The organism is Pseudomonas sp. MWU16-30322, from assembly GCF_020515535.1.
Lineage (GTDB): Bacteria > Pseudomonadota > Gammaproteobacteria > Pseudomonadales > Pseudomonadaceae > Aquipseudomonas > Aquipseudomonas fluorescens_H.
In genome coordinates this window covers 387,214-413,478 of the sequence record NZ_JAIWYL010000002.1, presented here as the reverse complement: position 1 = coordinate 413,478, position 26,265 = coordinate 387,214, and the positions used below count along the sequence as shown (strand labels likewise).

At 61.7% G+C, this 26,265-nt stretch carries 22 protein-coding genes; 7 read left to right on the top strand and 15 right to left on the bottom strand.

Features of this window, described 5'->3' with window-relative positions; genetic code table 11:
- Positions 1-19 precede the first annotated feature (19 nt).
- From LCH64_RS04855 to LCH64_RS04820, 8 genes are all read right to left on the bottom strand, one after another.
- The gene (locus LCH64_RS04855; protein WP_226499634.1) at positions 20-826 is read right to left on the bottom strand and encodes a DUF4892 domain-containing protein; all 807 of its coding nucleotides are present in this window, start codon (positions 824-826) and stop codon (positions 20-22) included.
- A gap of 115 nt (positions 827-941) precedes the next feature.
- A complete protein-coding gene (locus tag LCH64_RS04850; RefSeq protein ID WP_134787091.1) occupies positions 942-1,796 on the bottom strand; it encodes an alpha/beta hydrolase in 855 nt (284 codons plus the stop codon).
- On the bottom strand, positions 1,793-2,599 hold the full coding sequence (locus LCH64_RS04845; RefSeq protein ID WP_226499633.1) for an alpha/beta hydrolase: 807 nt from the start codon (positions 2,597-2,599) through the stop codon (positions 1,793-1,795). Before LCH64_RS04845 ends, LCH64_RS04850 begins: the two co-directional genes overlap by 4 nt.
- A 120-nt stretch (positions 2,600-2,719) precedes the next feature.
- Positions 2,720-3,163 (bottom strand): hotdog fold thioesterase, encoded by a 444-nt coding sequence (locus LCH64_RS04840; RefSeq protein WP_103522001.1) that lies wholly within the window; start codon positions 3,161-3,163, stop codon positions 2,720-2,722.
- A gap of 31 nt (positions 3,164-3,194) precedes the next feature.
- Positions 3,195-4,850 (bottom strand): AMP-binding protein, encoded by a 1,656-nt coding sequence (locus LCH64_RS04835; RefSeq protein ID WP_226499632.1) that lies wholly within the window; start codon positions 4,848-4,850, stop codon positions 3,195-3,197.
- Between the two features lie 202 nt (positions 4,851-5,052).
- Positions 5,053-5,505, bottom strand: a complete 453-nt coding sequence (gene sixA / locus LCH64_RS04830; RefSeq protein ID WP_103485469.1) for a phosphohistidine phosphatase SixA — start codon at positions 5,503-5,505, stop codon at positions 5,053-5,055.
- Positions 5,502-5,849, bottom strand: coding sequence for a DUF4389 domain-containing protein (locus LCH64_RS04825; RefSeq protein ID WP_095137170.1), 348 nt, complete (start codon positions 5,847-5,849; stop codon positions 5,502-5,504). Before LCH64_RS04825 ends, sixA begins: the two co-directional genes overlap by 4 nt.
- A gap of 18 nt (positions 5,850-5,867) precedes the next feature.
- Positions 5,868-6,893 (bottom strand): NAD(P)H-dependent glycerol-3-phosphate dehydrogenase, encoded by a 1,026-nt coding sequence (locus LCH64_RS04820; protein ID WP_103485468.1) that lies wholly within the window; start codon positions 6,891-6,893, stop codon positions 5,868-5,870.
- A 196-nt stretch (positions 6,894-7,089) separates the two neighbouring features.
- On the opposite strand from LCH64_RS04820, the gene LCH64_RS04815 reads away from it, so the two are divergent.
- The 6 genes from LCH64_RS04815 (at position 7,090) to LCH64_RS04790 (ending at position 14,624) form a co-directional block, all read left to right on the top strand.
- Positions 7,090-9,213: a TonB-dependent receptor gene (locus LCH64_RS04815; RefSeq protein WP_226499631.1), complete on the top strand. Its 2,124-nt coding sequence runs from the start codon at positions 7,090-7,092 to the stop codon at positions 9,211-9,213.
- 1 nt (position 9,214) lies between these two features.
- On the top strand, positions 9,215-10,147 hold the full coding sequence (locus LCH64_RS04810; RefSeq protein ID WP_226499630.1) for an ABC transporter substrate-binding protein: 933 nt from the start codon (positions 9,215-9,217) through the stop codon (positions 10,145-10,147).
- Positions 10,144-12,048 (top strand): response regulator, encoded by a 1,905-nt coding sequence (locus LCH64_RS04805; protein WP_003227145.1) that lies wholly within the window; start codon positions 10,144-10,146, stop codon positions 12,046-12,048. Before LCH64_RS04810 ends, LCH64_RS04805 begins: the two co-directional genes overlap by 4 nt.
- 247 nt (positions 12,049-12,295) lie before the next feature.
- Positions 12,296-12,811 carry a 3-hydroxyacyl-[acyl-carrier-protein] dehydratase FabA gene (gene fabA, locus LCH64_RS04800; protein WP_003227150.1) on the top strand — a complete coding sequence of 172 codons (516 nt, stop codon included), beginning with the start codon at positions 12,296-12,298 and terminating at the stop codon, positions 12,809-12,811.
- An 11-nt stretch (positions 12,812-12,822) separates the two neighbouring features.
- Complete coding sequence (fabB, locus tag LCH64_RS04795) at positions 12,823-14,043, top strand: beta-ketoacyl-ACP synthase I (RefSeq protein WP_003227152.1); 1,221 nt, start codon at positions 12,823-12,825, stop codon at positions 14,041-14,043.
- 392 nt (positions 14,044-14,435) lie between these two features.
- A complete protein-coding gene (locus LCH64_RS04790) occupies positions 14,436-14,624 on the top strand; it encodes a hypothetical protein (protein WP_003227153.1) in 189 nt (62 codons plus the stop codon).
- Positions 14,625-14,762: 138 nt separating this feature from the next.
- Here LCH64_RS04790 and LCH64_RS04785 read toward each other — a convergent pair whose 3' ends face one another.
- From LCH64_RS04785 to LCH64_RS04755, 7 genes are all read right to left on the bottom strand, one after another.
- Positions 14,763-15,305 (bottom strand): DUF2058 domain-containing protein, encoded by a 543-nt coding sequence (locus LCH64_RS04785; RefSeq protein ID WP_003227155.1) that lies wholly within the window; start codon positions 15,303-15,305, stop codon positions 14,763-14,765.
- 26 nt (positions 15,306-15,331) lie between these two features.
- Entirely contained in the window at positions 15,332-16,165 is an 834-nt protein-coding gene (gene mazG / locus LCH64_RS04780) for a nucleoside triphosphate pyrophosphohydrolase (protein WP_226499629.1), read from the bottom strand.
- 132 nt (positions 16,166-16,297) lie between these two features.
- Entirely contained in the window at positions 16,298-18,541 is a 2,244-nt protein-coding gene (relA, locus tag LCH64_RS04775; protein ID WP_003227159.1) for a GTP diphosphokinase, read from the bottom strand.
- Positions 18,542-18,642: 101 nt separating this feature from the next.
- Positions 18,643-20,019, bottom strand: coding sequence for a 23S rRNA (uracil(1939)-C(5))-methyltransferase RlmD (gene rlmD / locus LCH64_RS04770; protein WP_226499628.1), 1,377 nt, complete (start codon positions 20,017-20,019; stop codon positions 18,643-18,645).
- The gene (cysM, locus tag LCH64_RS04765; protein ID WP_027612303.1) at positions 20,019-20,921 is read right to left on the bottom strand and encodes a cysteine synthase CysM; all 903 of its coding nucleotides are present in this window, start codon (positions 20,919-20,921) and stop codon (positions 20,019-20,021) included. The genes rlmD and cysM overlap by 1 nt, the downstream gene beginning before the upstream one ends.
- Before the next feature lie 193 nt (positions 20,922-21,114).
- Entirely contained in the window at positions 21,115-22,539 is a 1,425-nt protein-coding gene (locus tag LCH64_RS04760) for a sensor histidine kinase (protein WP_226499627.1), read from the bottom strand.
- On the bottom strand, positions 22,526-23,248 hold the full coding sequence (locus LCH64_RS04755; protein WP_103521841.1) for a response regulator transcription factor: 723 nt from the start codon (positions 23,246-23,248) through the stop codon (positions 22,526-22,528). Before LCH64_RS04755 ends, LCH64_RS04760 begins: the two co-directional genes overlap by 14 nt.
- 217 nt (positions 23,249-23,465) lie before the next feature.
- Between LCH64_RS04755 and LCH64_RS04750 the strand changes: the two genes are divergently transcribed.
- Positions 23,466-26,219 (top strand): response regulator, encoded by a 2,754-nt coding sequence (locus LCH64_RS04750; protein ID WP_003227166.1) that lies wholly within the window; start codon positions 23,466-23,468, stop codon positions 26,217-26,219.
- Positions 26,220-26,265: the final 46 nt, after the last annotated feature.

Below are 26,265 nucleotides of genomic sequence, written 5' to 3'. Positions count from 1 at the left end.
CGCGCACGCCCGGTGCAGCTTATCGCAACAGATCGATGCGCAGGCCAGAGCCGTCGGCGCTCCCCGCCTCCATCCGCGCCGCGCGCACACCCTGACCGATCAGCGCCTGACGCCAGGCCTCGGCCTTGGGTCCAGCAATCGTCACGCGTTGAGTGGTGTCGAGGTTCAAGCCACGGGAAATCAGCCGTAGCCAGGTGTCATCCGGATCGCCAACCAGTTTGGGAAAGTCCAGCTCACCGGTGCTTTTGAGCTGTCGCAACAGCGTGGCCGAGGTCGGCAGCAACTCGCCCAACGGTGCGCCCGCTTCAAACTGTTCGACATGCAGGTAGGCTTTGCGATTGCCGCGGGTGATGCTGTAGAGCGCCACCAGGGTGTTGTCCCTCGGCGCGGCCAGACGCAACAGCAGATAGGCCTGTTGCTCATCGGCGCCGTACAGCTTGGAATTGCCGAACACTTCATTGGCCCACAGGCTACTTTCGCCGCAGTCGCGGGCCTGACACCAGAACAACAACTCGGCGTCCTGCTTTTGCAGGGCTTCGCGAGCGGCGGTGAAGGCTTCGGTGGCGGAATGCTCCGGGGGTAACTCATAGGTGACCGAGGTGGTCTGGCCACGCGCCGTGACCTGGCCGTCAAAGCGTAACTGGCCGCTGATCTTGCGGATCGAGCCCAGCGGATAGATCCGCTCAAGCTCCACGGGAGGGCGATAGTCGACGATCTGCGCATCGGCCAGACGCGGCACGATCTGCAGATCCTGGCTGCCGGGCACGTCGACGGCGAACGAAACGGAACTGAAGCAGCACAGCGCCAACAGACTGAGTGACCGCATAGTCAGGCTCATCGGATCGGCATGGCTTGGCGGGTCGGGTTCGCAGCGGTATAGAAATCCATCGTGGTTGTCTCCCATTTCAACCCGCCCAGCCTCGACAGTTGCCCGGTGCAAGTCAAGGAATGGCGAAGAAGCGATTGAAACAGTCTGCGACAAGGTCGGCACCGGACTCATCGTTCAGGTGCAAATGGTGCCCGCCCGCCAACTGTTCCTGGCTAAAGGGTAGACGCTCCAGCAACTCCGGATGTTTGGCCAGCATGCCGTCGGCGGCCACCACCAGTTGCGCCGGGCAGGTGATGCGCTGGACGAAGGCCATTGCCTGCTCCTGAGTCAGGCGCAGCGGTGATGGCAGGGTCAGGCGATTGTCGGTGCGCCAGGTATAACCGCCGGGCACCGGCATCAGGCCGCGTTGTGCCAACAGTTCGGCGGCTTCGCGACTGACCGCCACCAGCCCCTTCATCCGCGCTTCGATGGCACGATCGAGGGTGTTGTAGACCGGCTTGCGCTTCTCGCGCAGATCCAGCTGCGCTTGCAGGGCCATACCCATACGCTCGGCGGCATTTTCGCCTTTGTCCGTAGGAGGAATCACCCCGTCGATCAACGCCAGGTGAGTGATGCGCTCCGGCAACGAACCGGCCAGCACCAGCGAAACGATCGCGCCCATCGAATGCCCGAGCAGGCCGAAGCGTTTCCAGCCCAGTTGCTCGGCGACCTGCAACACGTCGTGGGCGTAATCCCACAGCGCATAACCGGCGCCATTCGGTCGATGCCCGGAATGCCCATGCCCGGCCATGTCCAGCGCGATGATGCGCAAACCTTTGAGCTTGGGTGCCAGACGCGCGAAGCTGTTGGCGTTGTCGAGCCAGCCATGCAGGGCAATCACCGGCAGACCATCCTCGGGACCGAACAAGTGCGCCGCCAGTTCGATATGCGGCAGGCTCAGGCGCACTTCTTCGAAGGTCGGGTTCATGCGCAATCCTTCTGTTGGCGGCGCTCCCAGCGGGTAAACAGCTCTTTGAGCAGGCGCGCCGTGTCTTGTGGACGCTCGAGCGGGAACATGTGCCCGCCGGGCATGCTCAGCGCTTCACCCTGCGGCAGGCGCCCGACGAATCGGGTGTGATGACGCATGACCACGCGGCTCTTGTGGCCACGCACCACGGCCAGCGGCACCTGCAATTGGCGCGTGCGGCCCGGACTGGTGTGCGGCACGCCGCGATAGATACTGATTTCGGTGGCGGGGTCGAAGCGCAGACGCAGCTTGTCGCCGACCGCATGCAGCCCGTGTTGCAGGTAGGCATCGAAACATTCCGGGTCGAAACCGCGAAACAGCGTCTTGCCGGCAAAATAGCTGCGCGCACTGTCGAGGTCGGCGAATTCTTCGCGCCGGCCCAACGTACGTCCGGCCGGGGTCAGTCTGTCGATGAAGCCGAAACGCTTGGCAGCGCGGATCACCCACTGATCGGTGCGGGTCAGTACCGGCGAGTCGAGCATGACCACACCGCGATACAACTCAGGGCAGCGCAACGCCGCGTGCAGGTGCAACACGCCACCAAACGAATGGCCGACGCCCCACACCGGTTGATCCTGCTGCTGTAAATGGTGGATCAGTTCGTCGACCAGGTTGTACCAGTTGTCGTCCGCCGGGAAACGCGGGTCATGGGCATGCTGTTCCAGATGCGCGACCCGATACTCGGGCGCCAGCGCCGCGAACAACTTGCCATAGGTGCCCGAGGGAAACCCGTTGGCGTGGGCGAAAAAGATCGGTTGCGACATGCCGGTAAATCCATGAGCGGAAAACATGCCGCTGATTGTCCGCAAGACCGCGCCCCGCAGCAATGACCGTAACTGCCAGGAATGATGACAGTCCGGTCATGGCTATGGGCACATCGAACCTCAGCGCGCCGGCGGCTGCTCGCCCAATGGCACCACCGCCATGGTCAACCGCGACACACAACTGGCCTTGCCTTCATCACTGGTCAGGCGGATATCCCAGACGTGGGTGGTGCGACCGATGTGAATTGGCCTGGCCACTGCAGTCACCCGCCCGCTGCGCAAACCGCGCAAATGGTTGGCATTGATCTCCAGCCCCACACAGTAGAATTTGCTCGCATCGATGCACAGGTAACTGGCCATCGAGCCAACGGTTTCCGCCAGCACCACCGAGGCGCCGCCATGCAGCAGACCGTAGGGTTGATGGGTGCGGTGGTCGATGACCATGCTCGCTGTCAGCGACGCTTCGTCGAAGGCTTCAAAACGGATATCCAGCACTTCGCCGATGGTGTTTTTCTGGATTGCATTCAACTGCTCGATGTTCGGAGTGGTGCGCCACAAGGTCATCGCAGGCTTCCTTTGTTGTTTTGATCGTCACTCAATCCTGCCACAGCACCGCCTCGCTGCGCGCGCTCCATTCCTCAAACCGCGCACCGTAGGTGTCTTCGATGACGTTGCGCTTGATCTTCAACGTCGGTGTAAGAAAGCCGTTTTCCACCGCCCAGCTGTCCTTGACCACCACCAGCCGCCGCAGACGCTCGTGCTTGTCGAGCCCGGCGTTGACCTCTTCCAGCAGTTTTTCCAGACTCGAATGCAGACTGCCCCGCGCTTCCTCCTGATTGACCACCGACAGTACACACAAGCCCAGCGGCGCACTCAGACCATCGCCAACCACGCAGACCTGCTCGATTCGCGAATGCACCGCCAAACGGTTTTCAATTGGCGCCGGGGCCACATATTTGCCCTTGCTGGTCTTGAAGATTTCCTTGAGTCGTCCGGTCAGGCGCAAGCGCCCCTCGGCATCCTGTTCGCCCTTGTCGCCGGTACGCAGGAAGCCGTCCTCGGTCAGGGTTTCGGCAGTTTTCTGCGGTTCCTTGAAATAGCCGAGCATGTTTGCCTGACTGCGCACCTGCACTTCACCGGACTCGTCGATCCGCACCTCGACCTCCGGGCATGGCTTGCCGATCCAGCCCTGTTTGTACTGGCCCGGCAGGCAGATGTGCGAGTAGCCGCAACTCTCGGTCATGCCGTAGACCTCCAGCACATCGAGGCCGAGTTTCTGATACCAGTCGAGCAGGGTCTGCGGCACCGGTGCCGCGCCGGACAGCGCCACGCGCAAGGCATCCAGCCCCAGCCCCGCCAACACCTTGCGCCCGACCCGTTTGCCAATGAACGGCAGGTCAAGGAGGAAATCCAGGCGTTTAGCCGGGATCTTGCCGTACACCCCCATCTGGAATTTGGTCCAGATTCTCGGCACGCCGAACATCGCGGTAGGTCGTGCTCGCTTGAGGTCGGTGATAAAGGTGTCGAGACTTTCGGCAAAGAACACGGTTTGCCCGGTGTAGATCGACGCCAGCTCGACGAACATCCGTTCGGCGACATGACACAGCGGCAGGTAGGACAGCAGCCGGTCATGCTCATTGAGCCCGAACAACCGGGTGCCGTGGGTCGTGGCGAAACCGAGATTGGCGAAGCTATGCATCACGCCTTTGGGCTGGCCGGTGGTGCCGGAGGTGTAAATGATCGTCGCCAGTTGCTCGGCAGCCGGGCGCGGATCGTCCTGGATCGGCGAGCTGCGTTGCAGGTCGTCCCAACTGAAAGCGAAGTCGCCCGGCGGATGCAGCGGCAGACTGATGGTTGGCAAATCCGCCGGTACACCGACCGACATGCCCGGCCAGTCATCGAGTTTGCCGATGAACGCCAGCACACTTTCCGAATGCGTCAGAACCTGATTCACCGAGTCTGCCGTGAGGTTGGGATACAGCGGCACCGAGACGTGCCCGGCCATCCAGATCGCCAGATCGGCAATGATCCAGTGCGCGCAGTTTTTCGAGATCAGCGCGATGTGGCTGCCTTGCGGCAGTTCCCGCGCGCGCAGCCAGTGCGCGGCGCAACGGGCCTGATGACCGACATCGGCCCAGGTCAGGGTCTCGACCTGCCCGCCGCCGATGGGCTGCACCAGAAAACGCTGGCGCGGGTGCCGGGCCTCACGCTCGTAAAACACGTCCAGCGGCAAACGGAATGCGGCAGACATGCGACTCGCTCCTGTTTTTTTGGTCTGGAGCAAGCGTAGTCAACCAAGCAAGTGCTTGGTTGGAAAATGCAAACAAATAATTTCGGCTGAAAATGAGGGCCCTGTGGGAGCGGGCTTGCTCGCGAATGCGGTCTATCAGTGACATTTACAGTGACTGACACAGCGCATTCGCGAGCAAGCCCGCTCCCACAAGGAATCAGCGTCAGGGATGCTTGAGGCTGTTGAGGGTCATCGAGCCGATCAGCAGTTCAGGGCTTTCCAGCTCAGCCAGCCCAGCAGTGCCGACCTTCTCCGGCGGATACCCGGCGCCATGCTGCAGATAGCTCAGCAGATTGCCCACCAACGGGTTGTGACTGACCAGCAGCACATCACTCACCGACACCAGTTGATCGGCCACCTTGTCCGGATCGTTCTCCGGCGTCAGCCAGCCGACCGTGCGAATCTCCGGCTCGAATCCCAGGGCTTCGCGGACAATCTGTGCGGTCTGTTGCGCACGCAGGTAAGGACTGGCATAGATCGCGGTCAGCGGCTGACCAATCAAATGGGCGGCGCTGCTCAAGGCCTCTTTACGACCACGCTCGGTCAGTTCCCGCTCGGAGTCAGGGCACGAGCCATAAGGCACCGCTTCACCGTGACGCAACACCCAGAGTTTCATAGCTTGGGTTCCTCATCGCGGGCCGGGTGCGGCGCTGGCGGCACGGCGTGCGGTGCTTCGCCTTCAGGAGTACGCGGGGTTGGCCAGTCGGCGAACGGCCAGGGTTTCTGGTCGCTGTGAAAGCTGCCGAAACGGCCGATCTGCGCCAAAAACTGGCTCAGGCTGTCGCCGAAATTCATCAGACTGGCGCTCGGCGCGCCATAAATCAAACGATAGATCAGCTGCACCAGCACCACGGCGCCGAGGATGAACTGCGCCACTTGCCAGACCAGCACATAGACGATCATCCACAGCACCCGCAGGAGAATGGATTCGTACTTGGCTTCGGTTTTCGGATCGTTCATGGCTCGCTTCCTGTTGAATCAGTTGAAACCGCTGGTGGAAATAAAGTCGACGTCGGTTTTCGGCTCGGCCCGCATCAGTAGACCGATCACCTGCTCCAGCGTGCGCCCCTCAAACAGGATCGCATGCAGCCCGGCGACCAGCGGCATGTACACGCCCACCTCCTGGGATTTGGCCTTGAGCACCTTCAGGGTGTTCACGCCTTCGGCCACTTCGCCCAGACGCGATACCGCCTCATCCAGGCTCAAGCCCTGACCGAGGGCAAACCCGACCTGGTAGTTGCGGCTCTTCGGCGACGAGCAGGTCACGATCAAATCCCCTACCCCGGCCAGACCGAGGAAGGTCATCGGGTTGGCGCCCTGATTCACTGCAAAACGCGTCATCTCGGCCAGTGCGCGGGTGATCAGCATGCTCTTGGTGTTCTCGCCCATCTCCAGCGCCACCGCCATGCCGGCGATGATTGCGTAGACGTTTTTCAGTGCGCCGCCCAGCTCGACGCCGAATCGGTCAGCACTGGCGTAAACGCGGAAGGTTCGACCGTGCAGCGCCGCCTGCACCTGTTTGCACAAATCTTCGTCCTCGCTGGCGACCACGGTGGCGGTCAGCGCATGCTCGGCGATCTCCCGCGCCAGGTTCGGCCCGGACAGCACGCCAATGCGCGCCTGCGGGGCGATTTCTTCGAGGATCTGGCTCATCAGTTTGAAGGTGTGCGCTTCGATGCCCTTGGTCAGGCTGACCAGCATCTTGCCGCTCAGGCGCTCGGCGTGGGCGGCCAGTACCGTGCGCAATGCGCTCGAGGGCAGCGCAACGAAGCACAGCTCGCAGGCGTCGAGGGTTTCCTGCAGATCAGTGACGGCAGTCACCCCCGGCAGAATCTTGATGCCCTTGAGGTAACGCGGGTTTTCGCGGTTGACCCGGATGGCCTCGGCCTGCTCGGGGTCACGCATCCACTGCCGGACTTGATGGCCGTTCTCGGCCAAGAGATTAGCCACGGCGGTACCAAAACTTCCGCCTCCCAGGACCGCAATCGGGCGCTGTTCAGTCATATGCAATCCGTTAATCCATACCAGTGGCGATGCCGGCATTATACGGGGCGACCGAAGCGCGGCCAGCCCCTGCGTCAATTACCGGCACTTGTAGGAAGAAGACCAATAAAACCGAGGAAAATGCCCGCATCGTGACTGGAAAAGTCACTGTCCTCGGTTAACATGCGCGCCAATTCTTTGTGATCAAGGCTGTGTTGTGTCTTTTGCCTCTGCCCCCTCGCGTTCGTCGCTGTTGCTGGCGCTGTTGTTCAGCCCGGTGTTGCAGGCGGACGACCTGTTTGTCGACAGCGAAACGCTGCCGCAGGTGCTGACGGCCACGCGCCTGAAACAGACGCCGGCGGAAGTGCCGGGGAGCATGACCGTCATCGACAGTGAGCTGATCAGTGCCAGTGGCGCGCGGGACATCAGCGAATTGCTGCGACTGGTGCCGGGGATGATGGTCGGCAACATCAGCGGCAATCAGGCGGCGGTCAACTATCACGGGACCAATGCCAGCGAAGCGCGGCGCATGCAGGTGCTGATCGATGGCCGCTCGGTGTACCGCGCAGGCCTGGCCACGGTGGACTGGAGCGACATTCCGGTGACCATGGAAGACATCGAACGCATCGAGGTTTTTCGGGGGCCGAACACCGTCAGCTACGGCGCCAACGCGCTGATGGCGGTGGTCAACATCATCACCCGCAACCCGGCGGACAGCCACGGCACGCGCCTGAAGGTCACCCGTGGCCAGCGCGGCATCAACGACTTCTATGCCAGCCAGGGCACGGGGTGGAATGGCGGCGACCTGCGTTTGTCGCTGTCCGGTCAGGAAGACGATGGCTTCGACAGCGACCGCACCGGCGCCGATTACCGCGACAGCCGCCGCTTGAACCGCTTCAGCCTCGCCGTCAGCCAGACCCTGAGCGACAACCAGAGCCTCGACTGGCAGATCAACGCGAAGGACGGTACCAACCAGCGGCCCTACACCTACCACCCGGTGTTCTCGGGGATTACCGCTGCCGGGAACAATTCCGACGTGATCGCCAAGGATTACGCGGGCTCGGTGCGCTGGAATCTCGACATCAATCCCGAACACAGCCTTTATATACAAGGTTCGGCCCAGCACTGGGATCGCCAGCAGGTGTGGCGCGCCTGTGATGCCGAAGTGTCGTTCAGCCCGCAGCTGACGCAGCTGTGGCAACTCAACCCGAACTACACCGAACGCCTGGCGCGCAACATCACCCGTTTCACTGGCCCCGGCCCGGAAGCCGGAACGCCACAGGAAATGGCCCTGGCCAATCAGGTGCTCGACCAATGGCGCAACGGTGCCAGCCAGACCCTGTGTGGCGACATCGATCAAAGCGCCCGCGAGTCGCGCTACGATCTGGAATTGCAGGACACCCTCAGCCTGTCCGACAGCCTGCGGCTGGTCAGCGGCATGAACTATCGTTATGACCGGGCCGATTCCGAAACCTACTTCAACGGCACACTGGACGACACCACCTGGCGCGCGTTCGGCCAACTGGAGTGGCGCGCCAGTGAACACTGGCTGTTGCAGGGCGGCGCAATGTTCGAAAACACCCAACTGATCGGCAGTTCGCTGACGCCCAGATTTGCGGTCAACTATCTGATCAACCCGCGTCATGGCCTGCGCGCGGTGTACTCGGAGGCGATCCGTTCGCCGGACATGTTCGAGAACAACGTCAACTGGAGCTATCAGGTGAGTAACCTGCGGCCCTCGGCCTACGGTCAGTCCTCGGCGCGCTACTTCGTCAAGACCCGTGGCCCGGGCGATCTCGATCAGGAACACATGCGCTCGCGCGAACTGGGCTACAACGGCTATTTCGCCGAGCTGGGGCTGGCCGTGGACGTGAAGCTGTTCTACGACGAAATCACCGGGATGATCAGCGAGCCGCTGCGTAACAACCAATACATCGCCAGCAACGCCAACAGCTCACGCTTTCGCGGCACCGAAACCCAGCTCGACTGGCGCCTGAGCATGATTGATCGCCTGCGCTTCACCTACGCCTTCGTCGACACCGAAGCGAGCAATCCGCTGGATCAGCAATTCACCTCGCGCAACAGCGGTTCTGCCGGCTGGCTGCGCGATTGGGGCCACGGCTGGAACAGCGCCCTGTTCTATTACGGCGACAACGCGCTCAATGGCTACCGCTTCGAACGGGTCGACACGCGCATCGCCAAACGCCTCCCGCTGGGCAAGGCGCAACTGCAACTGGCCGGCGTGCTGCAACAACGGCTCGACAACGAACCGACCACTTTCGTCGACAACAATTACGACGAACGCCGGGTGCTGTACTTCAGCGCCGAGCTGGAGTTCTAGGGTGCGCTTCGGCACGGCAAACAAGACACCAACCCTGGGCCACTGGCTGGCCGGTGCGTGTCTGTTTTTGACCGCGTGGCTGCACGGGGTGGCGGTGCAGGCCGCCGACATTCTGTTGACCGGCGCAGAAGAAAGTCCCGGTGTGCAGGCCTTCGTCCAGGCGTTGAGCGAGCTGCGCCCCACCGACAACGTACGTTTCCAGCCACTGGCCAGCCTGCCGGCACCGGGCAAGTTGCCGGCCAATCTGCGGATGATTCTGCTCGACCTGCCCAGCCTCGACTGGCGCCTGAAAGAGTCTCAGGGGCCGGCGACGCTGGTGTTGCGCATCAGTCGCCTGCAAGCCCGGCAACGCCTCGGTGCCGCACAACCGCCGTACTTGAGTCTGCTGTGGAGCGACCCGCCGCTGGGCCGGCAACTGCAACTGATTCGGCGGATTCTGCCGCAGGTGCGGCGGGTTGGCGTGCTGTTTGACCAGCACAGCGAATTCCTGCTCAAGGAGCTGCACCAGGCTGCTGCGCCGCTGAACCTGCAAATCGTCAGCCAGCGTTGGGACAACACCCAGGACAGTCGCCCGTTGCAAACCGTGTTGAGAAACAGTGACGTGTTGCTGGGCCTCGACGATCCCGATCTGTACAACCCGAAAACCGCGAAAAACCTGCTGCTCAGCAGCTACTCCCGGCAAGTGGCGCTGATCGGGCCGAACGCGGCGTTCGTGCGTGCCGGCAGCCTCGCCAGCACTTACAGCGATCAGCCCGACTGGCTGGCGATCCTTGACCGGTTGCTGGATCGTCCCCCGGCGACGTGGCCGCGCTCGCTCTACCCCGATCGTTTCAAAGTCTCAAGTAATGTGCAGGTCGCTCGTTCCCTCGGTATCGAGCCAATCGATGAAGCGTCTGTTGCCCGCCAGTTGGCTGAAGGAGAAAGCCACCCATGAATCTGCGTCGCCGCTGGGACATCAACACCCGCACGCAATTGATCAGCCTCGGCCCGGCCCTGCTGCTCACGCTGCTGCTGATCAGTTTCTTTACCTTCGTGCGGATTCAGGATTTGCGTCAGGAGCTCAATCACACCGGGCAACTGATCGCCAATCAACTGGCGCCCGCCACCGAGTACGGGGTGATTTCCGGCAACAACGAAGTGCTGGAAAGCCTGCTCAAGGCGACTCTCGCAACACCGAACGTACGCTTTCTGGAAGTGCAGGACAGCGCCAACCGGATTCTGGCCTACGTTGAACAAGCCGCCGACGCGCACAACCGACCGCATCAGGTCGAGGTGTTCCAGGCCCCGGTGCGCCTGCAACGGATCGCCCTCAACAGCGATTTTTTCCACGACGCCAAAGCCAGCAACAACGTGACCAGCGAGGATTACCTGGGCCGGGTGATCGTCGGTCTGTCCAACGATGCCTTCAGTCAGCGCCAACAGGAAATTCTGCTCAAGGCCGGGATTCTGGCGTTGTTCGCCCTGCTCTTCACCTTTGTTCTGGCGCGGCGTCTGGCCGGCAGTCTGTCGGCGCCGATCCGCGATATCGGCAACGCGGTCAAGGCGATTCAGCAAGGTGATTACAAGACCCCGCTGCCGATCGTCGATGACACCGAGTTGGGCGCCCTGTCGCAGCACATCAACAACCTCGCCCAGGCACTGGAGCAGGCCAGCCGCGAACAGCATCAGGCGATGGCGCAACTGATCCAGACCCGTGAAGAAGCGGAAAAGGCCAACAACGCCAAATCCGATTTTCTGGCGATGATGAGCCATGAACTGCGCACACCGATGAACGGCGTGCTGGGCATGTTGCAGTTGCTGGAAACCACCGACATGACCGAGGAGCAGATCGAGTACGCGGCGCTCGCTTCCGAGTCCACCGAACACCTGCTGAAAGTCATCAACGACATTCTCGACTTCTCGCGGATCGAACGCTCGGAGCTGGAGCTTGAGCACATTCCGTTCAACCTCGCCGACCTGATCGGTGCCTGCGCCCAATCGTTCCAGCACAGCGCGGTGCAGCGTGGCCTCGCCCTGAACCTGCAGATTCCCGAGGACATGCGCGACTTGCAGGTGCAGGGCGACCCGACGCGGATCCGGCAGATTCTGGTCAATCTGGTGGGCAACGCCTTGAAGTTCACCGAGCGTGGCCGGGTCAGCATCGAGGCACAGTGGCAGTCGCTGGATCACGAGTTGCTGTGGTTCACCTGTTCGGTGCGCGACAGCGGCATCGGCATTTCGTCTGAGAGTCTGGAATTGATGTTCAACGCCTTCCAGCAGGCCGACAGTTCGATTTCCCGGCGCTATGGCGGCACCGGTCTCGGTTTGCCGATCGCCCGCACCCTGGCCGAACGCATGGGCGGCACGTTGCGGGCGCAAAGCGAAGAAGGCCTGGGTTCGGTGTTCACCCTGGAAATCCCGCTGGCGCTATATAAGCAGACGCTGCCGACACTGGCGGCGCCGCGCGCGGCCAATGGCAACGGGCATGGCGAGGGGCGCAATGTGTTGCTGGTGGAGGACAATCCGGTCAACCAGACCGTCATCGAAGCGATGCTGCGCAGCCTGGGCTTTACCGTCAGCGTCGCCACCGATGGCGCGCAAGCGGTGCGCAGCGCTGAAGGCAATGATTTCGAAGTGATTCTGATGGATTGCCGGCTGCCGATCATCGACGGCTACGAGGCGACCCGGCAGATCCGCCAACTGCCCGGACGCCGCGAGGTGCCGATCATCGCGCTGACCGCCAACGCGTTGCAGGGCGACCGCGAAACTTGCCTTTCGGCGGGCATGAACGATTATCTGGCCAAGCCGTTCAAACGCAATGACCTACAACAGATTCTGCAGCGCTGGGTGCAGTAGTGACGGTTTTTCGACCATCTGCGACTGGCGTGAAAAGCGAAAGTGCGGCAGTCTTAGGCACCCGAACGAGCCTCAAAAGAGGCTTGAATAAAAATTTCAGTGCACAAGTGTACATTCATGTCCTTGGTGCTGTGACTTTCACCACAACGCAATAGTCTATGAGTAGGCTGCCGGTACGAGGCATGAACGCGTCGATCGGCCGGGAAGATTTGCCCCACCTGCCGCATGGGATTATTGAGGAGCTCGCATGACCAAACAAAACGCCTTTACTCGGGAAGACCTGCTGCGCTGCAGTCGCGGTGAGCTGTTCGGCCCAGGTAACGCGCAACTGCCCGCCCCGAACATGCTGATGGTCGATCGCATCACCCTGATCAGCGAAGAAGGCGGCAAGTACGGCAAAGGTGAATTGGTCGCCGAGCTGGATATCAACCCTGACCTGTGGTTCTTCGCGTGCCACTTCGAGGGCGATCCGGTGATGCCGGGCTGCCTGGGTCTGGACGCCATGTGGCAACTGGTCGGCTTCTTCCTCGGCTGGCAAGGCCTGCCGGGCCGTGGTCGTGCGCTGGGTTCGGGCGAAGTGAAATTCTTCGGCCAGGTCCTGCCGACCGCCAAGAAAGTCACCTACAACATTCATATCAAACGCGTCCTCAAGGGCAAGCTGAACCTGGCCATCGCCGATGGTTCGGTGACTGTCGACGGTCGCGAAATCTACACCGCCGAAGGCCTTCGCGTCGGCGTTTTCACCTCCACTGACAACTTCTAAGGGTTATTCGCATGCGCCGCGTCGTTATCACTGGTCTGGGCATTGTTTCGTGCCTGGGCAATGACAAAGAGACCGTCTCCGCTAACCTGCGTGCAAGCCGCCCTGGCATCCGGTTCAACCCGGAATATGCTGAAATGGGTCTGCGTAGCCAGGTTTCCGGCTCCATCGACCTCAACCTTGAAGAACTGATCGATCGCAAGATCTATCGTTTCGTCGGCCACGCAGCGGCTTACGCCTACCTGGCCATGAAAGACGCCATTGCTGACTCCGGCCTGACCGAAGAGCAAGTGTCCAACCCGCGTACCGGCCTGATCGCCGGCTCCGGCGGCGCGTCGACCCTGAACCAGATGGAAGCGCTGGACATCCTGCGCGAGAAAGGCGTGAAGCGCGTCGGCCCATACCGTGTAACGCGGACCATGAGCAGCACCGTTTCCGCGTGCCTGGCCACACCGTTCAAGATCAAGGGCCTGAACTACTCCATCGCCTCTGCCTGCGCCACCAGTGCTCACTGCATCGGTACCGCCATGGAACAGATCCAGATGGGCAAGCAGGACATCGTCTTCGCCGGTGGCGGTGAAGAAGAGCACTGGAGCCAGTCGTTCCTGTTCGACGCGATGGGCGCCCTGTCCAGCAAGCGCAACGACACCCCGGAACAAGCTTCCCGCGCCTACGACGCCGACCGTGACGGTTTCGTCATCGCTGGCGGTGGCGGCATGGTTGTGGTTGAAGAGCTGGAACACGCGCTGGCCCGTGGCGCCAAGATCTACGCCGAAATCGTTGGCTACGGCGCAACGTCCGACGGCTACGACATGGTTGCTCCAAGTGGCGAAGGCGCGATCCGCTGCATGCAGATGGCAATGTCCACCGTCGACACCCCGATCGACTACCTGAACACCCACGGCACCTCGACTCCGGTCGGCGACGTCGCGGAAATGAAAGGTGTGCGTGAAGTGTTCGGCGACAAGGCGCCAGCGATCAGCTCGACCAAGAGCCTGTCCGGTCACTCCCTGGGCGCCGCCGGCGTTCACGAAGCGATCTACTGCATGCTGATGATGGAAGGCAACTTCATCGCCGGTTCCGCCAACATCGACGAGCTGGACCCTGAAGTGGCCGATCTGCCGGTGCTGACCAAGACCCGCGAGAACGCCACCATCAACACCGTGATGAGCAACAGCTTCGGCTTCGGCGGCACCAACGCCACGCTGGTGCTGAAGCGCTGGGAAGGCAAGTAATTCCCCGCTGCTGAGCTCCACATGAAAACGCCCCGACTGGTTCGGGGCGTTTTTTTTGGCCGGTTTGAAACCAGCAGCCACAGCGCAAAACCCTGTGGGAGCGGGCTTGCTCGCGAAAGCGTCGTGTCAGTCGACATCAGTCTGTCTGACATACCGCCTTCGCGAGCAAGCCCGCTCCCACAAAGGATGTCAGTGCGCCTGAAAATGAAACTTCTGTCATGCAACTTCCCGCCCTGCGACCGAATGTCGCGGATTTAGCGGGCTGTAGCACTGTTGCAAAAACCGCAACAACACCTTGCACAAATCAAGCGTTTACTTAGCAAGCTAACAAATCATATAAAAGAGTCCTGCACACGCCTTGCTGCAGATAACTTGAGATTTGGAGCTAGCAGATGACTGTAAAAGTAACTGAACGCGACGATTCACACATGTCCCATGAAGGCGTAGCCGCCGGTGTACGGATCTGGGATGTGCATCAACAAGACTTGCTGGTCGGCATGTTCCACAACGAGATCGACGCCCACAACTACAAGGCCGAACTCGAACTGCAGGAACAGCAACGGGATCTGAAATCCGCTTAGGCGAATATTGAACCTGTGGCGAGGGAGCTTGCTCCCGCTGGACTGCGCAGCAGGCCCTGTTTTAAAACAAGGGCCACTTCGCGCCCCAGCGGGAGCAAGCTCCCTCGCCACAGTTTGTGTTGTTACAGCTTTATCGGTTTACCACATCAGATCATCAGGGATCTGGTAGGCCGCGTACGGATCATCCTCGGCTGCGACCTCTTCGGTCTGCACGTTGAGCTGCACAATGCGCTGCGGATCACGCTCCTGGATCTTCAGGGCCGCTTCACGGGGGATCACTTCGTAGCCGCCGGCATGGTGCACGATCGCCAGCGAACCATTGCTGAGCTTGTTGCGCATCAGCGTGTTGACGCAGATGCGCTTGACCTTCTTGTCGTCAACGAAGTTGTAGTAGTCCTCGGTATTGAGCTTCGGCAGACGCGTCACTTCGATCAACTGCTTGACCTGCGCGGCACGGGCCTTGGCCTCGGCCTTCTCCTGCTGCTGACGGTTCAGCTCCTGGTCGCGCTTGACCTTCTCGGCCATGGCTTCCTGAGCGGCGCGTTGCTGCGAATCATCCAGCTCGGCCTGCCCCTTGTGGGCCAGACGCTGTTGCTTCTGCTTGTCTTTGCTGACCTGCTTGGCCTGCTTTTGGTTGACCAGGCCTGCTTTGAGCAACTGGTCGCGAAGGGAAAGGCTCATTAATGCTTACTCACTTGGGCAACGGCTCAGCCGCAGCTGGGCACATTCTTTTCCTGGCGTTTGGCTTCACCCCACAGGGCGTCCAACTCTTCGAGGGTGCAATCTTCCATGGGACGACGGGTGTCGCGCAATGCCTGTTCGATAAATCGGAAACGTCGTTCGAACTTGGCGTTGGCAGCGCGCAGTGCGGTTTCCGGATCGACCTTGAGATGCCGGGCCAGATTGACCACGGAAAACAGCAGGTCGCCGATCTCGTCAGCCACCGCGTCGGGATCGTTTTCGGACATGGCTTCGAGCACTTCATCGAGCTCTTCGCGCACCTTGTCCAGCACCGGCAGTGCATCCGGCCAGTCGAAGCCGACCTGCGCTGCACGCTTTTGCAACTTGGCCGAACGCGACAGTGCCGGCAACGCGGCAGGCACGTCATCGAGCAGTGACAGCTGCTCGGGCACGGCGGATTTCTCGGCGCGTTCTTCGGCCTTGATCTCTTCCCAGCGCTGCTTGACCTGTTCTTCATTCAGCCGTGGCACATCCAGCGGCGCGTACAGATCGCCGGTGGGAAACACGTGCGGATGACGGCGGATCAGCTTGCGAGTGATGCTGTCGATCACTCCGGCAAATTCGAAGCGCCCTTCTTCCCGGGCCAACTGGCTGTAATAGACCACCTGAAACAACAGATCACCCAGCTCGCCCTGCAAGTGATCGAAGTCGCCGCGTTCAATGGCGTCAGCCACTTCATAGGCTTCTTCGAGGGTATGCGGGACGATGGTCGCGTAGGTTTGCTTGATGTCCCACGGGCAACCGAACTGCGGGTCGCGCAGGCGGTTCATCAGGTGGAGCAGGTCTTCAAGTGAATACATCTGTCATGCCTCTACACAAAACCAATGTGGGAGCGGGCTTGCTCGCGAATGCGGTGTGTCATTCAGCGTAAATATCGACTGACACGCCCTCTTCGCGAGTAAGCCCGCTCCCACATTCGAACGAAGCCATCTTCACGGAGTACGGTTACGCCGCGTCTCGATGATGTTCGGCAACTGCGAAATCCGTCCCAGCAAGCGCCCGAGCGCATCCAGCCCGGGAATCTCGATGGTCAGCGACATCAGCGCGGTGTTGTCTTCCTTGTTCGAGCGGGTGTTGACCGCCAGCACGTTGATCCGCTCGTTGAGCAGCACCTGCGAGACGTCACGCAGCAGACCGGAACGGTCGTAGGCGCGGATGACGATGTCCACCGGATAGGTGAGCACCGGCACCGGGCCCCAGCTGACCTGGATGATCCGCTCCGGCTCGCGCCCGGCCAGTTGCAGCACCGAGGCACAGTCCTGACGGTGAATGCTCACGCCACGCCCCTGAGTGATGTAGCCGACGATCGCGTCGCCCGGCAGCGGCTGGCAGCAGCCAGCCATCTGCGTCATCAGGTTGCCGACGCCCTGGATCTGAATGTCGCCACGCTTGCCCGGTTTGTAACCGGTGGCCTTGCGCGGGATCAGTTCCAGCTGTTCGTTGCCGCGTTCCGGCTCGACCAGTTGCTGCGCCAGGTTGACCAGTTGCGCCAGACGCAGGTCGCCGGCACCGAGGGCGGCGAACATGTCTTCGGCGGTTTTCATGTTGGCCTTTTCAGCCAGCTTGTCGAAATCCACCGCCGGCAGACCGAGGCGATTGAGTTCGCGTTCGATCAGGGTTTTACCGGCCGCAACGTTCTGGTCACGGGCCTGCAACTTGAACCAGTGAACGATCTTCGCCCGCGCCCGCGAGGTGGTGACGTAGCCCAGGTTCGGGTTCAGCCAGTCGCGGCTCGGCGTACCGTGCTTGCTGGTGATGATCTCGACCTGCTCACCGGTCTGCAGGCTGTAGTTGAGCGGCACGATCCGCCCGTTGATCTTCGCGCCACGGCAGTTGTGACCGATTTCGGTGTGCACGCGGTAGGCGAAGTCCAGCGGCGTCGCGCCTTTCGGCAAATCGATGGCGTGACCGTCGGGGGTGAAGATGTACACCCGATCCGGTTCGATATCGACCCGCAGCTGTTCGGCCAGACCACCGATATCGCCCAGCTCCTCGTGCCACTCCAGCACCTGACGCAGCCAGGAGATTTTCTCTTCGTAGTGGTTGGAACCGGACTTGACGTCAGTGCCCTTGTAGCGCCAGTGCGCGCAGACGCCGAGCTCGGCCTCTTCGTGCATCGAGTGCGTACGGATCTGCACTTCGAGGACCTTGCCTTCCGGGCCGATTACCGCCGTGTGCAGCGAGCGGTAGCCGTTCTCTTTCGGGTTGGCGATGTAGTCGTCGAATTCTTTCGGGATGTGCCGCCACAGGGTGTGGACGATGCCGAGCGCGGTGTAGCAGTCGCGCATTTCCGGCACCAGCACGCGCACGGCGCGCACGTCGTAGATCTGGCTGAATTCCAGCCCCTTGCGCTGCATTTTGCGCCAGATCGAATAGATGTGCTTGGCGCGGCCGCTGATGTCGGCGTCGACACCGGTGGCCTGCAATTCGTCCTTGAGCTGGGTCATCACGTCAGCGATGAACCGCTCACGGTCCAGCCGCCGCTCGTGGAGCAGCTTGGCGATCTGTTTGTATTGATCGGGTTCCAGGTAACGGAAGGACAAGTCCTCCAGTTCCCACTTGATATGACCGATGCCGAGTCGGTGCGCGAGCGGCGCATAGATGTCGAAGACTTCCCGGGCGACGCGGTTGCGCTTTTCGTCGTCAGCGGTTTTCACCGCGCGGATTGCGCAGGTACGTTCGGCCAGTTTGATCAGCGCGACGCGAACGTCGTCGACCATCGCCACCAGCATCTTGCGCAGGTTTTCCACCTGGCCCTGAGTGCCCATCACCATCGACTGGCGCGGGCTGAGGCTGGCACTGATCGCCGCCATGCGCTGCACGCCGTCGATCAGTTTGGCCACCACGGGGCCGAAGCGCTGGCTGACCGCCGCGAGTTCGATCTGGCCTTCGCGGACGCCGCGATACAGCACCGCCGCGACCAGCGAGTCCTGGTCGAGCTTGAGGTCGGCGAGGATCTCGGCGATCTCAAGTCCCGTACTGAAACTGCCGCTGCCCTCGGCCCACAGATTCTTCGCGGCGTTGGACTGCTGTTCGGCCTCGCGAGCGAACTCGCAGGCTTCTTTCAAGGCTTCGCGATCCAGCGCCATGTCGACACTGACCGCGTGATCGAGCCAAGCCTCGAGATTGATACTGCCGTCAGTGTTGATCGGCTGGTGTGCTCTCACCTGTACCATGCTGCTTTACCTTCCCTACGACGCAGATTCAATGCGTCAAATCGCTGACCCCCAATGCCCGGATGCGCTCGCGGGGCTAAAGCGAGCGCCGCCCGGACAGGTCAGACGGATTCAGACGAGCCATCCTGGCTCGCTTCAAATAACGCCATGGCCTCGACATGCGCCGTCTGAGGAAACATATCGAGAATCCCGGCACGTTTTAACCGGTAGCCCTGCTTGATCAATTCGACCGTATCGCGCGCCAGAGTTGCAGGGTTGCACGACACATACACCAACCGTTTGGCACCCAGGGTCGCGAGCTTGCGCACCACCTCGAAAGCACCGTCACGCGGTGGGTCCAAGAGTACCGCAGAAAAGCCGTTTCCGATCCACTGAGCATCGGTCAAAGGCTGGGATAAATCGGCTTGAAAAAACTTTGTGTTATGCAAATTGTTACTAGCGGCGTTGGCAGCGGCACGGTCGACCATGGTCTGCACGCCCTCCACCGCCACCACTTCACGCACGCTTTTGGCCAGTGGCAAGGCGAAGTTGCCCAGACCGCAGAACAGGTCGAGCACGCGCTCGTCACCGGTCGGCTTCAGCCAGTCCAGCGCCTGCGCGACCATCGCCTCATTGACCCTGGCGTTGACCTGGATGAAATCCCCCGGCCGCCAGGCCAGTTCCAGATCCCACTGCTCCAGGCGATAGCCCAGCGACTGCGTGGCATCCACCGGTTGTGGCTCGCCTTCACCATGCAACCACAGTTGTGCGTCATGGAACTGGCAGAAATCCTTGAGGATCGTCAGGTCAGCTTCGGACAGTGGCGCCATGTGTCGCAGCAACACCGCCAGCGATGAACCACTGAACAACTCGACATGCCCCAGCGCCTGCGGTTTGCTCAAACGACGGAGCATCTCCGGCAAACGGGTCATGATCGGTTGCAAGGGCTGTACCAGCACCGGGCATTCGTTGATGGCGACGATGTCCTGGCTGCCGGCGGCGCGGAAACCCACTTCGAGCTTCTTCGCTTTCATGTCCCAACGCACGGCGATCCGCGCGCGGCGGCGATAGCCGAACTCCGGGCCGGTCAACGGCGCCGCCCATTCTTCAGGCTCGACCCCGGCGACCTTCGACAGCTGCTCGGCGAGCATGCGCTGTTTCAGGGCAAGCTGTTCGGCGTGGGGCAAGTGTTGAACACTGCAACCGCCGCAGCGACCGGCATGCTGACACGCTGCCGGGCGACGCAACTCGCTGGCCTTGAACACGCGTTCGGTGCGCGCCTCGACCACTTTGCCGTGGGTGCCGAGCACCCGCGCCTCGACTTCTTCACCGGCGAGGGCGCCGAGGACGAACCAGGTGCGGCCTTCGAAAAACGCGATGCCGCGACCGTCATTGGCCAGGCGCTCGATGTTCAAGCGCTGTTTTTTACCGGTCGGGATTTGCGCGGCCTTGCTGCCGCCGGTGGGCTGGAAGCGCAGGCCTCTCTCGTGCTTGGCCATCAGTTGGGCGCGTCGAAAATGCCGGTCGACAGATAACGGTCGCCACGGTCGCAGATGATCGCGACGATCACCGCGTTTTCAACTTCCTTGGACAGGCGCAGCATCGCTGCCACCGCACCGCCCGAGGACACGCCACAAAAGATGCCTTCTTCGCGGGCCAGACGCCGGGTGACGTCCTCGGCTTCGCTTTGCGCCATGTCAACAATGCGGTCGACGCGGTCGGCCTGATAGATCTTCGGCAGGTATTCCTGCGGCCAGCGGCGGATGCCCGGAATGGCCGAGCCTTCCATCGGTTGCAGGCCGATGATCTGCACGCTGTCGCTCTGCTCTTTCAAGTAGCGCGACACGCCCATGATGGTGCCGGTGGTGCCCATCGAACTGACGAAATGGGTGATGGTGCCCTGGGTCTGACGCCAGATTTCCGGGCCGGTGGTGGTGTAGTGCGCTTCCGGGTTGTCGCCGTTGGCGAACTGATCGAGCACCTTGCCACGGCCTTCGGCTTCCATGCGCTGGGCGAGATCGCGAGCGCCTTCCATGCCCTCTTCCTGACTGACCAGAATCAGCTCGGCACCGTAAGCGGTCATCGCCGCCTTGCGCTCGGCGCTGGAGTTGTCCGGCATGATCAGGATCATCTTGTAACCCTTGATCGCGGCGGCCATGGCCAGCGCAATCCCGGTGTTGCCCGAGGTCGCTTCGATCAGCGTGTCACCCGCGTGGATCTGCCCGCGCAGTTCGGCACGGGTGATCATCGACAGCGCCGGACGATCCTTGACCGAACCCGCCGGGTTGTTCCCTTCGAGCTTGAGCAATAGGGTGTTGCTGGTGGCACCGGGCAGGCGCTGCAAACGCACCAGCGGAGTGTTGCCGACGCAATCGGCGATGGTTGGGTACTGCAGGGTCATGGCGTATTCGCAATCCAGACGTGCGGGGGCGCCTATCATACCGGCAAACGTTCGCAGGCCATATCACGCAAAGTATGGTGCTTATGGTTTCTGGGAATAAGCAGTAATACTCTCACCAGTGGTGAGACTATTAGTTGAATCGAAGGGACCCTTCGCGAGCAAGCCCGCTCCCACAGGAGGGTGGCGGTGTTGGTTATACAATCTGCGGACGCCCCACATCCACTGTGGGAGCGGGCTTGCTCGCGAAGGCGTCAGCCGTCACGCCGCCGTCATCGGCAATCAGCCGAAAATTCAAGCGCAACCCTGCCCCACTATTCTCCGCCCACAACATCCCACCCTGCCTTTGCACCGCATTCCTCGCAATGCTCAACCCCAGCCCAAACCCGCCATCCCCCGGGCGCGAGCCGTCGAGGCGGGTGAACGGCGAGAAGATCCGTTCCAGATCCGCTTTAGCCACACCGCCGCCCTGATCTTCCAGCCACAGATGCCAGTAATCGCCGTCACGCCGTCCATCGAGGCGCACGATGCCGCCCTCGGGCGAATGACGAATGGCGTTGCGCAGAATGTTCTCCAGCGCCTGCGCCAAACTATTGAGATTACCGCGCACCCAGCACGACGACGGCACCGCGCACTGCAATTGCAGGCTCGGCCAGCCGCTTTCATAACAGGCGTTGTCGGTGAGCATTTCCCACAGCGCCTGAATCTGGATCGCCTCGTCCGGCAGCGGTGCACGCTCGGTGTCGAGCCAGGCCAGTTGCAGGGTGTCCTCGACCAGCCGTTGCATGCCGTCGACCTCACGGCCGATGCGCTCGCGCAGTTGCCGCAGATCCTGTTCGCTTTCACTGGCCACCCGCAATCGACTCAGCGGCGTGCGCAGTTCGTGGGACAGATCGCGCAGCAGCTGCTGTTGCAGGGCAACGGTGGACTGCAGGCGCTCGGACATCGAGTCGAAAGCCCGCGCCAGCTCGCCGAGTTCGTCCGGGCGCTCGGTGATGCCGCTCGACAGGCGCACATTCAGTTGATCGGCGCGCCAGGCGTTGGCCTGCTCGCGCAGGTTGTTCAGCGGCACCACCAGCAAGCGATACAGGCCGACACACAGCAGCAAGGTGAACAATCCCGGAATCACCCCGTTGGTGATCACCCTCCAGAACACCCGGTATTTACCCGGCAGGAATCGCTCGGGCAACTCGATCACCAGACTGCCGGCAGACGGGTCCTGGGGAAACGGCACCCGCAGCCACGGTCGGCCCTGCTTGTGGATCGGCCAGTCGAGCCCGCGCAAAAAAGTCAGGTGCTGGATTTCCTTTTCATTCAGCGGATCGCTGCTCAACGACTGCAGATTGCGATCGATCACTCCGACCCAACCCGCCTCGCGCAGCTCCATGCTCTGCAACCAGTTATCGATCCCGTCACGCTCACCGCGCTGCCACGCCCGTTCGGCTTCAGCGGCATAACGGCTCAGCGTGCCGCGCGCCTCGTCGGAGAGAAACTGGTTGCGCTCCTCCATGTAGCGGCCCCAGGACCAGCTCAGCCAGATCATCAGCAGACAGAACGCCACCAGCAGGCACGCCAGTTTCCAGAACAGCGAATGCCGGCCCGGCAGGTCAGAGATTTTCATCGGGCGCACTCAGCACGTAGCCCTTGCCCCACACCGTGCGCACTTCACGCTCGAGGTAACCGATGGCCTTGAGTTTGCGGCGGATCTGGCTGATGTGCATGTCAAGGCTGCGGTCGTGGGCCGCGTAACCGCGTTGCAGAACATGCTGATAAAGGAAGGCCTTGCTCAACACTTCTTCATCGTTGCGATTGAGGGTTTCCAGCAGGCGGTATTCGCTGCGGGTCAGGCCGGCGGCTTGCGCGTTATAGAAAACCTCGCACTGTTCATCGTCAAAGCGCAGCGTGCCACTGGCCACCGACGGAGTAACTGCCGCCGGGCGCCGATCAAGGGCCACCCGCCGCAGAATCGCCTCGATGCGCACGTGCAGCTCGGCCATGCTGAACGGCTTTGGCAGATAATCATCGGCCCCCAGGCGAAAGCCACTGATGCGATCGGCCTCGGCACCCAGGGCGGACATCAGCAGCACCGGCGTCGAATGGCTCTGGCGCAATTGGGTCAGCACATTCAGGCCATCGAGCCCCGGCAACAGTATGTCCATCAGCACCACATCGAACGGCTGGCGACGCGCGATGTTCAGCCCTTCCTGACCGTTCTGGCACCAGGTCACCTTAAAACCGCTGCGCCCCAGATGTTCGTGAACATAGGCGCCCAGAACCGGGTCGTCCTCGATGGCAAGAATGCGTGGGAAATCGTTGGAGGCAAGCGTCATGAGTATCTGCAAATAATTCTCAGTTGGCCGATTATTCAAGATTGCCCGCTATCGGGCAACCCAAGGTTGACCTGGCGGACAAACGCGCCATGCGCCGTCGACCGATGACGACATCATTTTTCCGGAGATTGCCTGCCTGCAAATCGCTACACTGCGCCAATGTCGCGTGCCGGATGCACGTAAGAGTCAACAGTTCAGCGGGATGCAGGAGATGGGTGTGCTCAAGAAACTGGGAATCAAAGGTCGCGTATTGTTGCTGACCCTGTTGCCGACCAGCCTGATGGCATTGGTTCTCGGTGGTTATTTCACCTGGATGCAACAGTCCGACCTGCAGACCCAATTGATGCAGCGCGGCGAGATGATCGCCGAGCAACTGGCGCCGCTGGTGGCGCCCGCCATGGGCCACGGCAACACCGATCTGCTGGAACGCATCGCCACCCAGTCTCTCGAACAACCCGACGTGCGTGCCGTCACCTTCCTCGCCCCCGACCGCACACCGCTGGCGCACGCCGGCCCGACCATGCTCAATCAGGCGCCCAGCGGCGACAGTGCGCAACTGCAACGGCGCAGCGGCAATGACGCCACCCGTTACCTGATGCCGGTGTTCGGCAAGCATCGCAATCTTGCCGGCGACGTGATTCCGCAAGAGTCCGACCGGCTGCTCGGCTGGGTCGAACTGGAGCTGTCGCACAACGGCATGCTGCTGCGCGGTTATCGCAGCCTGTTTGCCAGCCTGCTGTTGATTGCCGCTGGCCTTGCCGGCGCGGCCCTGCTCGCATTGCGCATGGGCCGCACCATCAATCGCCCGCTGAGCCAGATCAAACACGCGGTCGCCCAGCTCAAGGACGGTCATCTGGAAACCCGTCTGCCACCGCTCGGCAGTCAGGAACTGGACGAGCTCGCCTCGGGCATCAACCGCATGGCCGGCACGCTGCAGAACGCCCGCGAAGAACTGCAGCACAGCGTCGATCAGGCCACCGAAGACGTGCGCCAGAATCTGGAAACCATCGAGATCCAGAACATCGAACTGGATCTGGCACGCAAAGAGGCGCTGGAGGCGAGCCGGATCAAATCCGAGTTCCTTGCCAACATGAGCCACGAGATCCGCACGCCGCTCAACGGCATTCTCGGTTTCACGCATCTGTTGCAGAAAAGCGAGCTGACCCCGCGCCAGCTCGACTATCTGGGCACCATCGAAAAGTCCGCCGACAGCCTGCTCGGGATCATCAACGAGATCCTCGATTTCTCGAAGATCGAGGCCGGCAAACTGGTGCTCGACCATATTCCGTTCAACCTGCGCGACCTGTTGCAGGACACCCTGACCATCCTGGCCCCGGCAGCCCACGCCAAGCAATTGGAGCTGGTCAGTCTGGTCTATCGCGACACACCGCTGTCGCTGGTCGGTGACCCGCTGCGCCTGAAGCAGATCCTCACCAACCTGGTCAGCAATGCGATCAAGTTCACCCGCGAAGGCACTATCGTCGCCCGCGCCATGCTCGAAGAAGAACACGAAGACAGCGTGCAGCTGCGCATCAGCATTCAGGACACTGGCATCGGTCTGTCGAGTCAGGATGTGCGCGCGTTGTTCCAGGCGTTCAGTCAGGCCGACAACTCGTTGTCGCGCCAGCCTGGCGGTACCGGTCTGGGTCTGGTGATTTCCAAGCGCCTGATCGAACAGATGGGCGGCGAAATCGGCGTCGACAGCACCCCCGGCGAAGGTTCGGAATTCTGGATCAGCCTGAGCCTGCCCAAAGCCCGCGACGACACCGAAGACCTGCCGGCCCCGCCACTGCTCGGACGCCGTGTGGCCGTACTGGAAAATCACGAACTGGCGCGCCAGGCCCTGCAGCATCAACTGGAAGACTGCGGCCTCGACGTCACGCCGTTCAATACGCTGGAGAGCCTGACCAACGGCGTCACCGGCGCGCACCAGACCGATCAGGCCATCGACCTTGCGGTGCTCGGCATCACCAGCAACGACATGCTCCCGGAGCGTCTGAACCAGCACATCTGGGATCTGGAGCACCTGGGCTGCAAAGTACTGGTGCTGTGCCCGACCACCGAACAGACGCTGTTCCATCTCTCGGTACCGAACCCACATAGCCAGTTGCAGGCCAAACCGGCCTGCACGCGCAAACTGCGCCGGGCACTGGCCGATCTGGCCAACCCGCGCCAGCCGCGTAGCGAACCGGGCGAACCGCTGTCGAGTCGCGCGCCGAAAGTACTGTGCGTCGACGACAACCCGGCCAACCTGTTGCTGGTGCAGACCTTGCTCGAAGACATGGGCGCCAAGGTTCTAGCCGTAGAAAGCGGCTATGCGGCGGTCAAAGCGGTGCAGAGCGAATCCTTCGATCTGGTGCTGATGGACGTGCAGATGCCGGGCATGGACGGACGCCAGACCACCGAAACCATCCGCCAGTGGGAAAGCGAACGGCATTGCACGCCGCTGCCGATCGTGGCCCTCACCGCCCACGCCATGGCCAACGAAAAACGCGCCTTGCTGCAAAGCGGCATGGATGACTACCTGACCAAACCGATCAGCGAGCGGCAACTGGCGCAAGTGGTGCTGAAATGGACCGGTCTGGCCTTGCGTAATCAAGGCCCGGAGCGCGCCAGCGACAGCGCAGCAGGCAGCAATGAGCTGCCGGTGCTCGACCATGAGGAAGGCCTGCGCCTGGCCGCCGGCAAGGCGGACCTTGCCGCCGACATGCTGGCAATGCTGCTCGCCTCGCTGGAAGCCGACCGCGAAGCGATTCGTGCCGCCAGCGAAGCCCGTGATCAGAACGCATTGATTGAGCGCGTGCATCGCCTGCACGGTGCGACCCGATATTGTGGCGTGCCGCAATTGCGCGCGGCCTGTCAGCGCAGTGAAACCCTGCTCAAACAGGGCGATCCCAAAGCCGTGGCGGCGCTGGAAGAGCTGGAGCGGGCGATCAATCGCCTCGCCACTCAGGCCAGGATCAGCGCCTGATCCACGGCAATGCCGGCAGCGGCATTCGCCGTTAAAGTGGTGCCGT

Bases quoted from the DNA above. Each gene is read 5' to 3' on its own strand.
- LCH64_RS04805 (WP_003227145.1), top strand. From the start codon at position 10,144: ATGAATCTGCGTCGCCGCTGGGACATCAACACCCGCACGCAATTGATC.
- LCH64_RS04850 (WP_134787091.1), bottom strand. From the start codon at position 1,796: ATGAACCCGACCTTCGAAGAAGTGCGCCTGAGCCTGCCGCATATCGAA.
- LCH64_RS04785 (WP_003227155.1), bottom strand. From the start codon at position 15,305: ATGAGCCTTTCCCTTCGCGACCAGTTGCTCAAAGCAGGCCTGGTCAAC.
- LCH64_RS04755 (WP_103521841.1), bottom strand. From the start codon at position 23,248: ATGACGCTTGCCTCCAACGATTTCCCACGCATTCTTGCCATCGAGGAC.
- fabB (WP_003227152.1), top strand. From the start codon at position 12,823: ATGCGCCGCGTCGTTATCACTGGTCTGGGCATTGTTTCGTGCCTGGGC.
- LCH64_RS04790 (WP_003227153.1), top strand. From the start codon at position 14,436: ATGACTGTAAAAGTAACTGAACGCGACGATTCACACATGTCCCATGAA.
- LCH64_RS04840 (WP_103522001.1), bottom strand. From the start codon at position 3,163: ATGACCTTGTGGCGCACCACTCCGAACATCGAGCAGTTGAATGCAATC.
- sixA (WP_103485469.1), bottom strand. From the start codon at position 5,505: ATGAAACTCTGGGTGTTGCGTCACGGTGAAGCGGTGCCTTATGGCTCG.
- cysM (WP_027612303.1), bottom strand. From the start codon at position 20,921: ATGACCCTGCAGTACCCAACCATCGCCGATTGCGTCGGCAACACTCCG.
- LCH64_RS04835 (WP_226499632.1), bottom strand. From the start codon at position 4,850: ATGTCTGCCGCATTCCGTTTGCCGCTGGACGTGTTTTACGAGCGTGAG.
- LCH64_RS04855 (WP_226499634.1), bottom strand. From the start codon at position 826: ATGCGGTCACTCAGTCTGTTGGCGCTGTGCTGCTTCAGTTCCGTTTCG.
- LCH64_RS04825 (WP_095137170.1), bottom strand. From the start codon at position 5,849: ATGAACGATCCGAAAACCGAAGCCAAGTACGAATCCATTCTCCTGCGG.
- LCH64_RS04845 (WP_226499633.1), bottom strand. From the start codon at position 2,599: ATGTCGCAACCGATCTTTTTCGCCCACGCCAACGGGTTTCCCTCGGGC.
- LCH64_RS04760 (WP_226499627.1), bottom strand. From the start codon at position 22,539: ATGAAAATCTCTGACCTGCCGGGCCGGCATTCGCTGTTCTGGAAACTG.
- fabA (WP_003227150.1), top strand. From the start codon at position 12,296: ATGACCAAACAAAACGCCTTTACTCGGGAAGACCTGCTGCGCTGCAGT.
- relA (WP_003227159.1), bottom strand. From the start codon at position 18,541: ATGGTACAGGTGAGAGCACACCAGCCGATCAACACTGACGGCAGTATC.
- LCH64_RS04820 (WP_103485468.1), bottom strand. From the start codon at position 6,893: ATGACTGAACAGCGCCCGATTGCGGTCCTGGGAGGCGGAAGTTTTGGT.
- mazG (WP_226499629.1), bottom strand. From the start codon at position 16,165: ATGTATTCACTTGAAGACCTGCTCCACCTGATGAACCGCCTGCGCGAC.
- rlmD (WP_226499628.1), bottom strand. From the start codon at position 20,019: ATGGCCAAGCACGAGAGAGGCCTGCGCTTCCAGCCCACCGGCGGCAGC.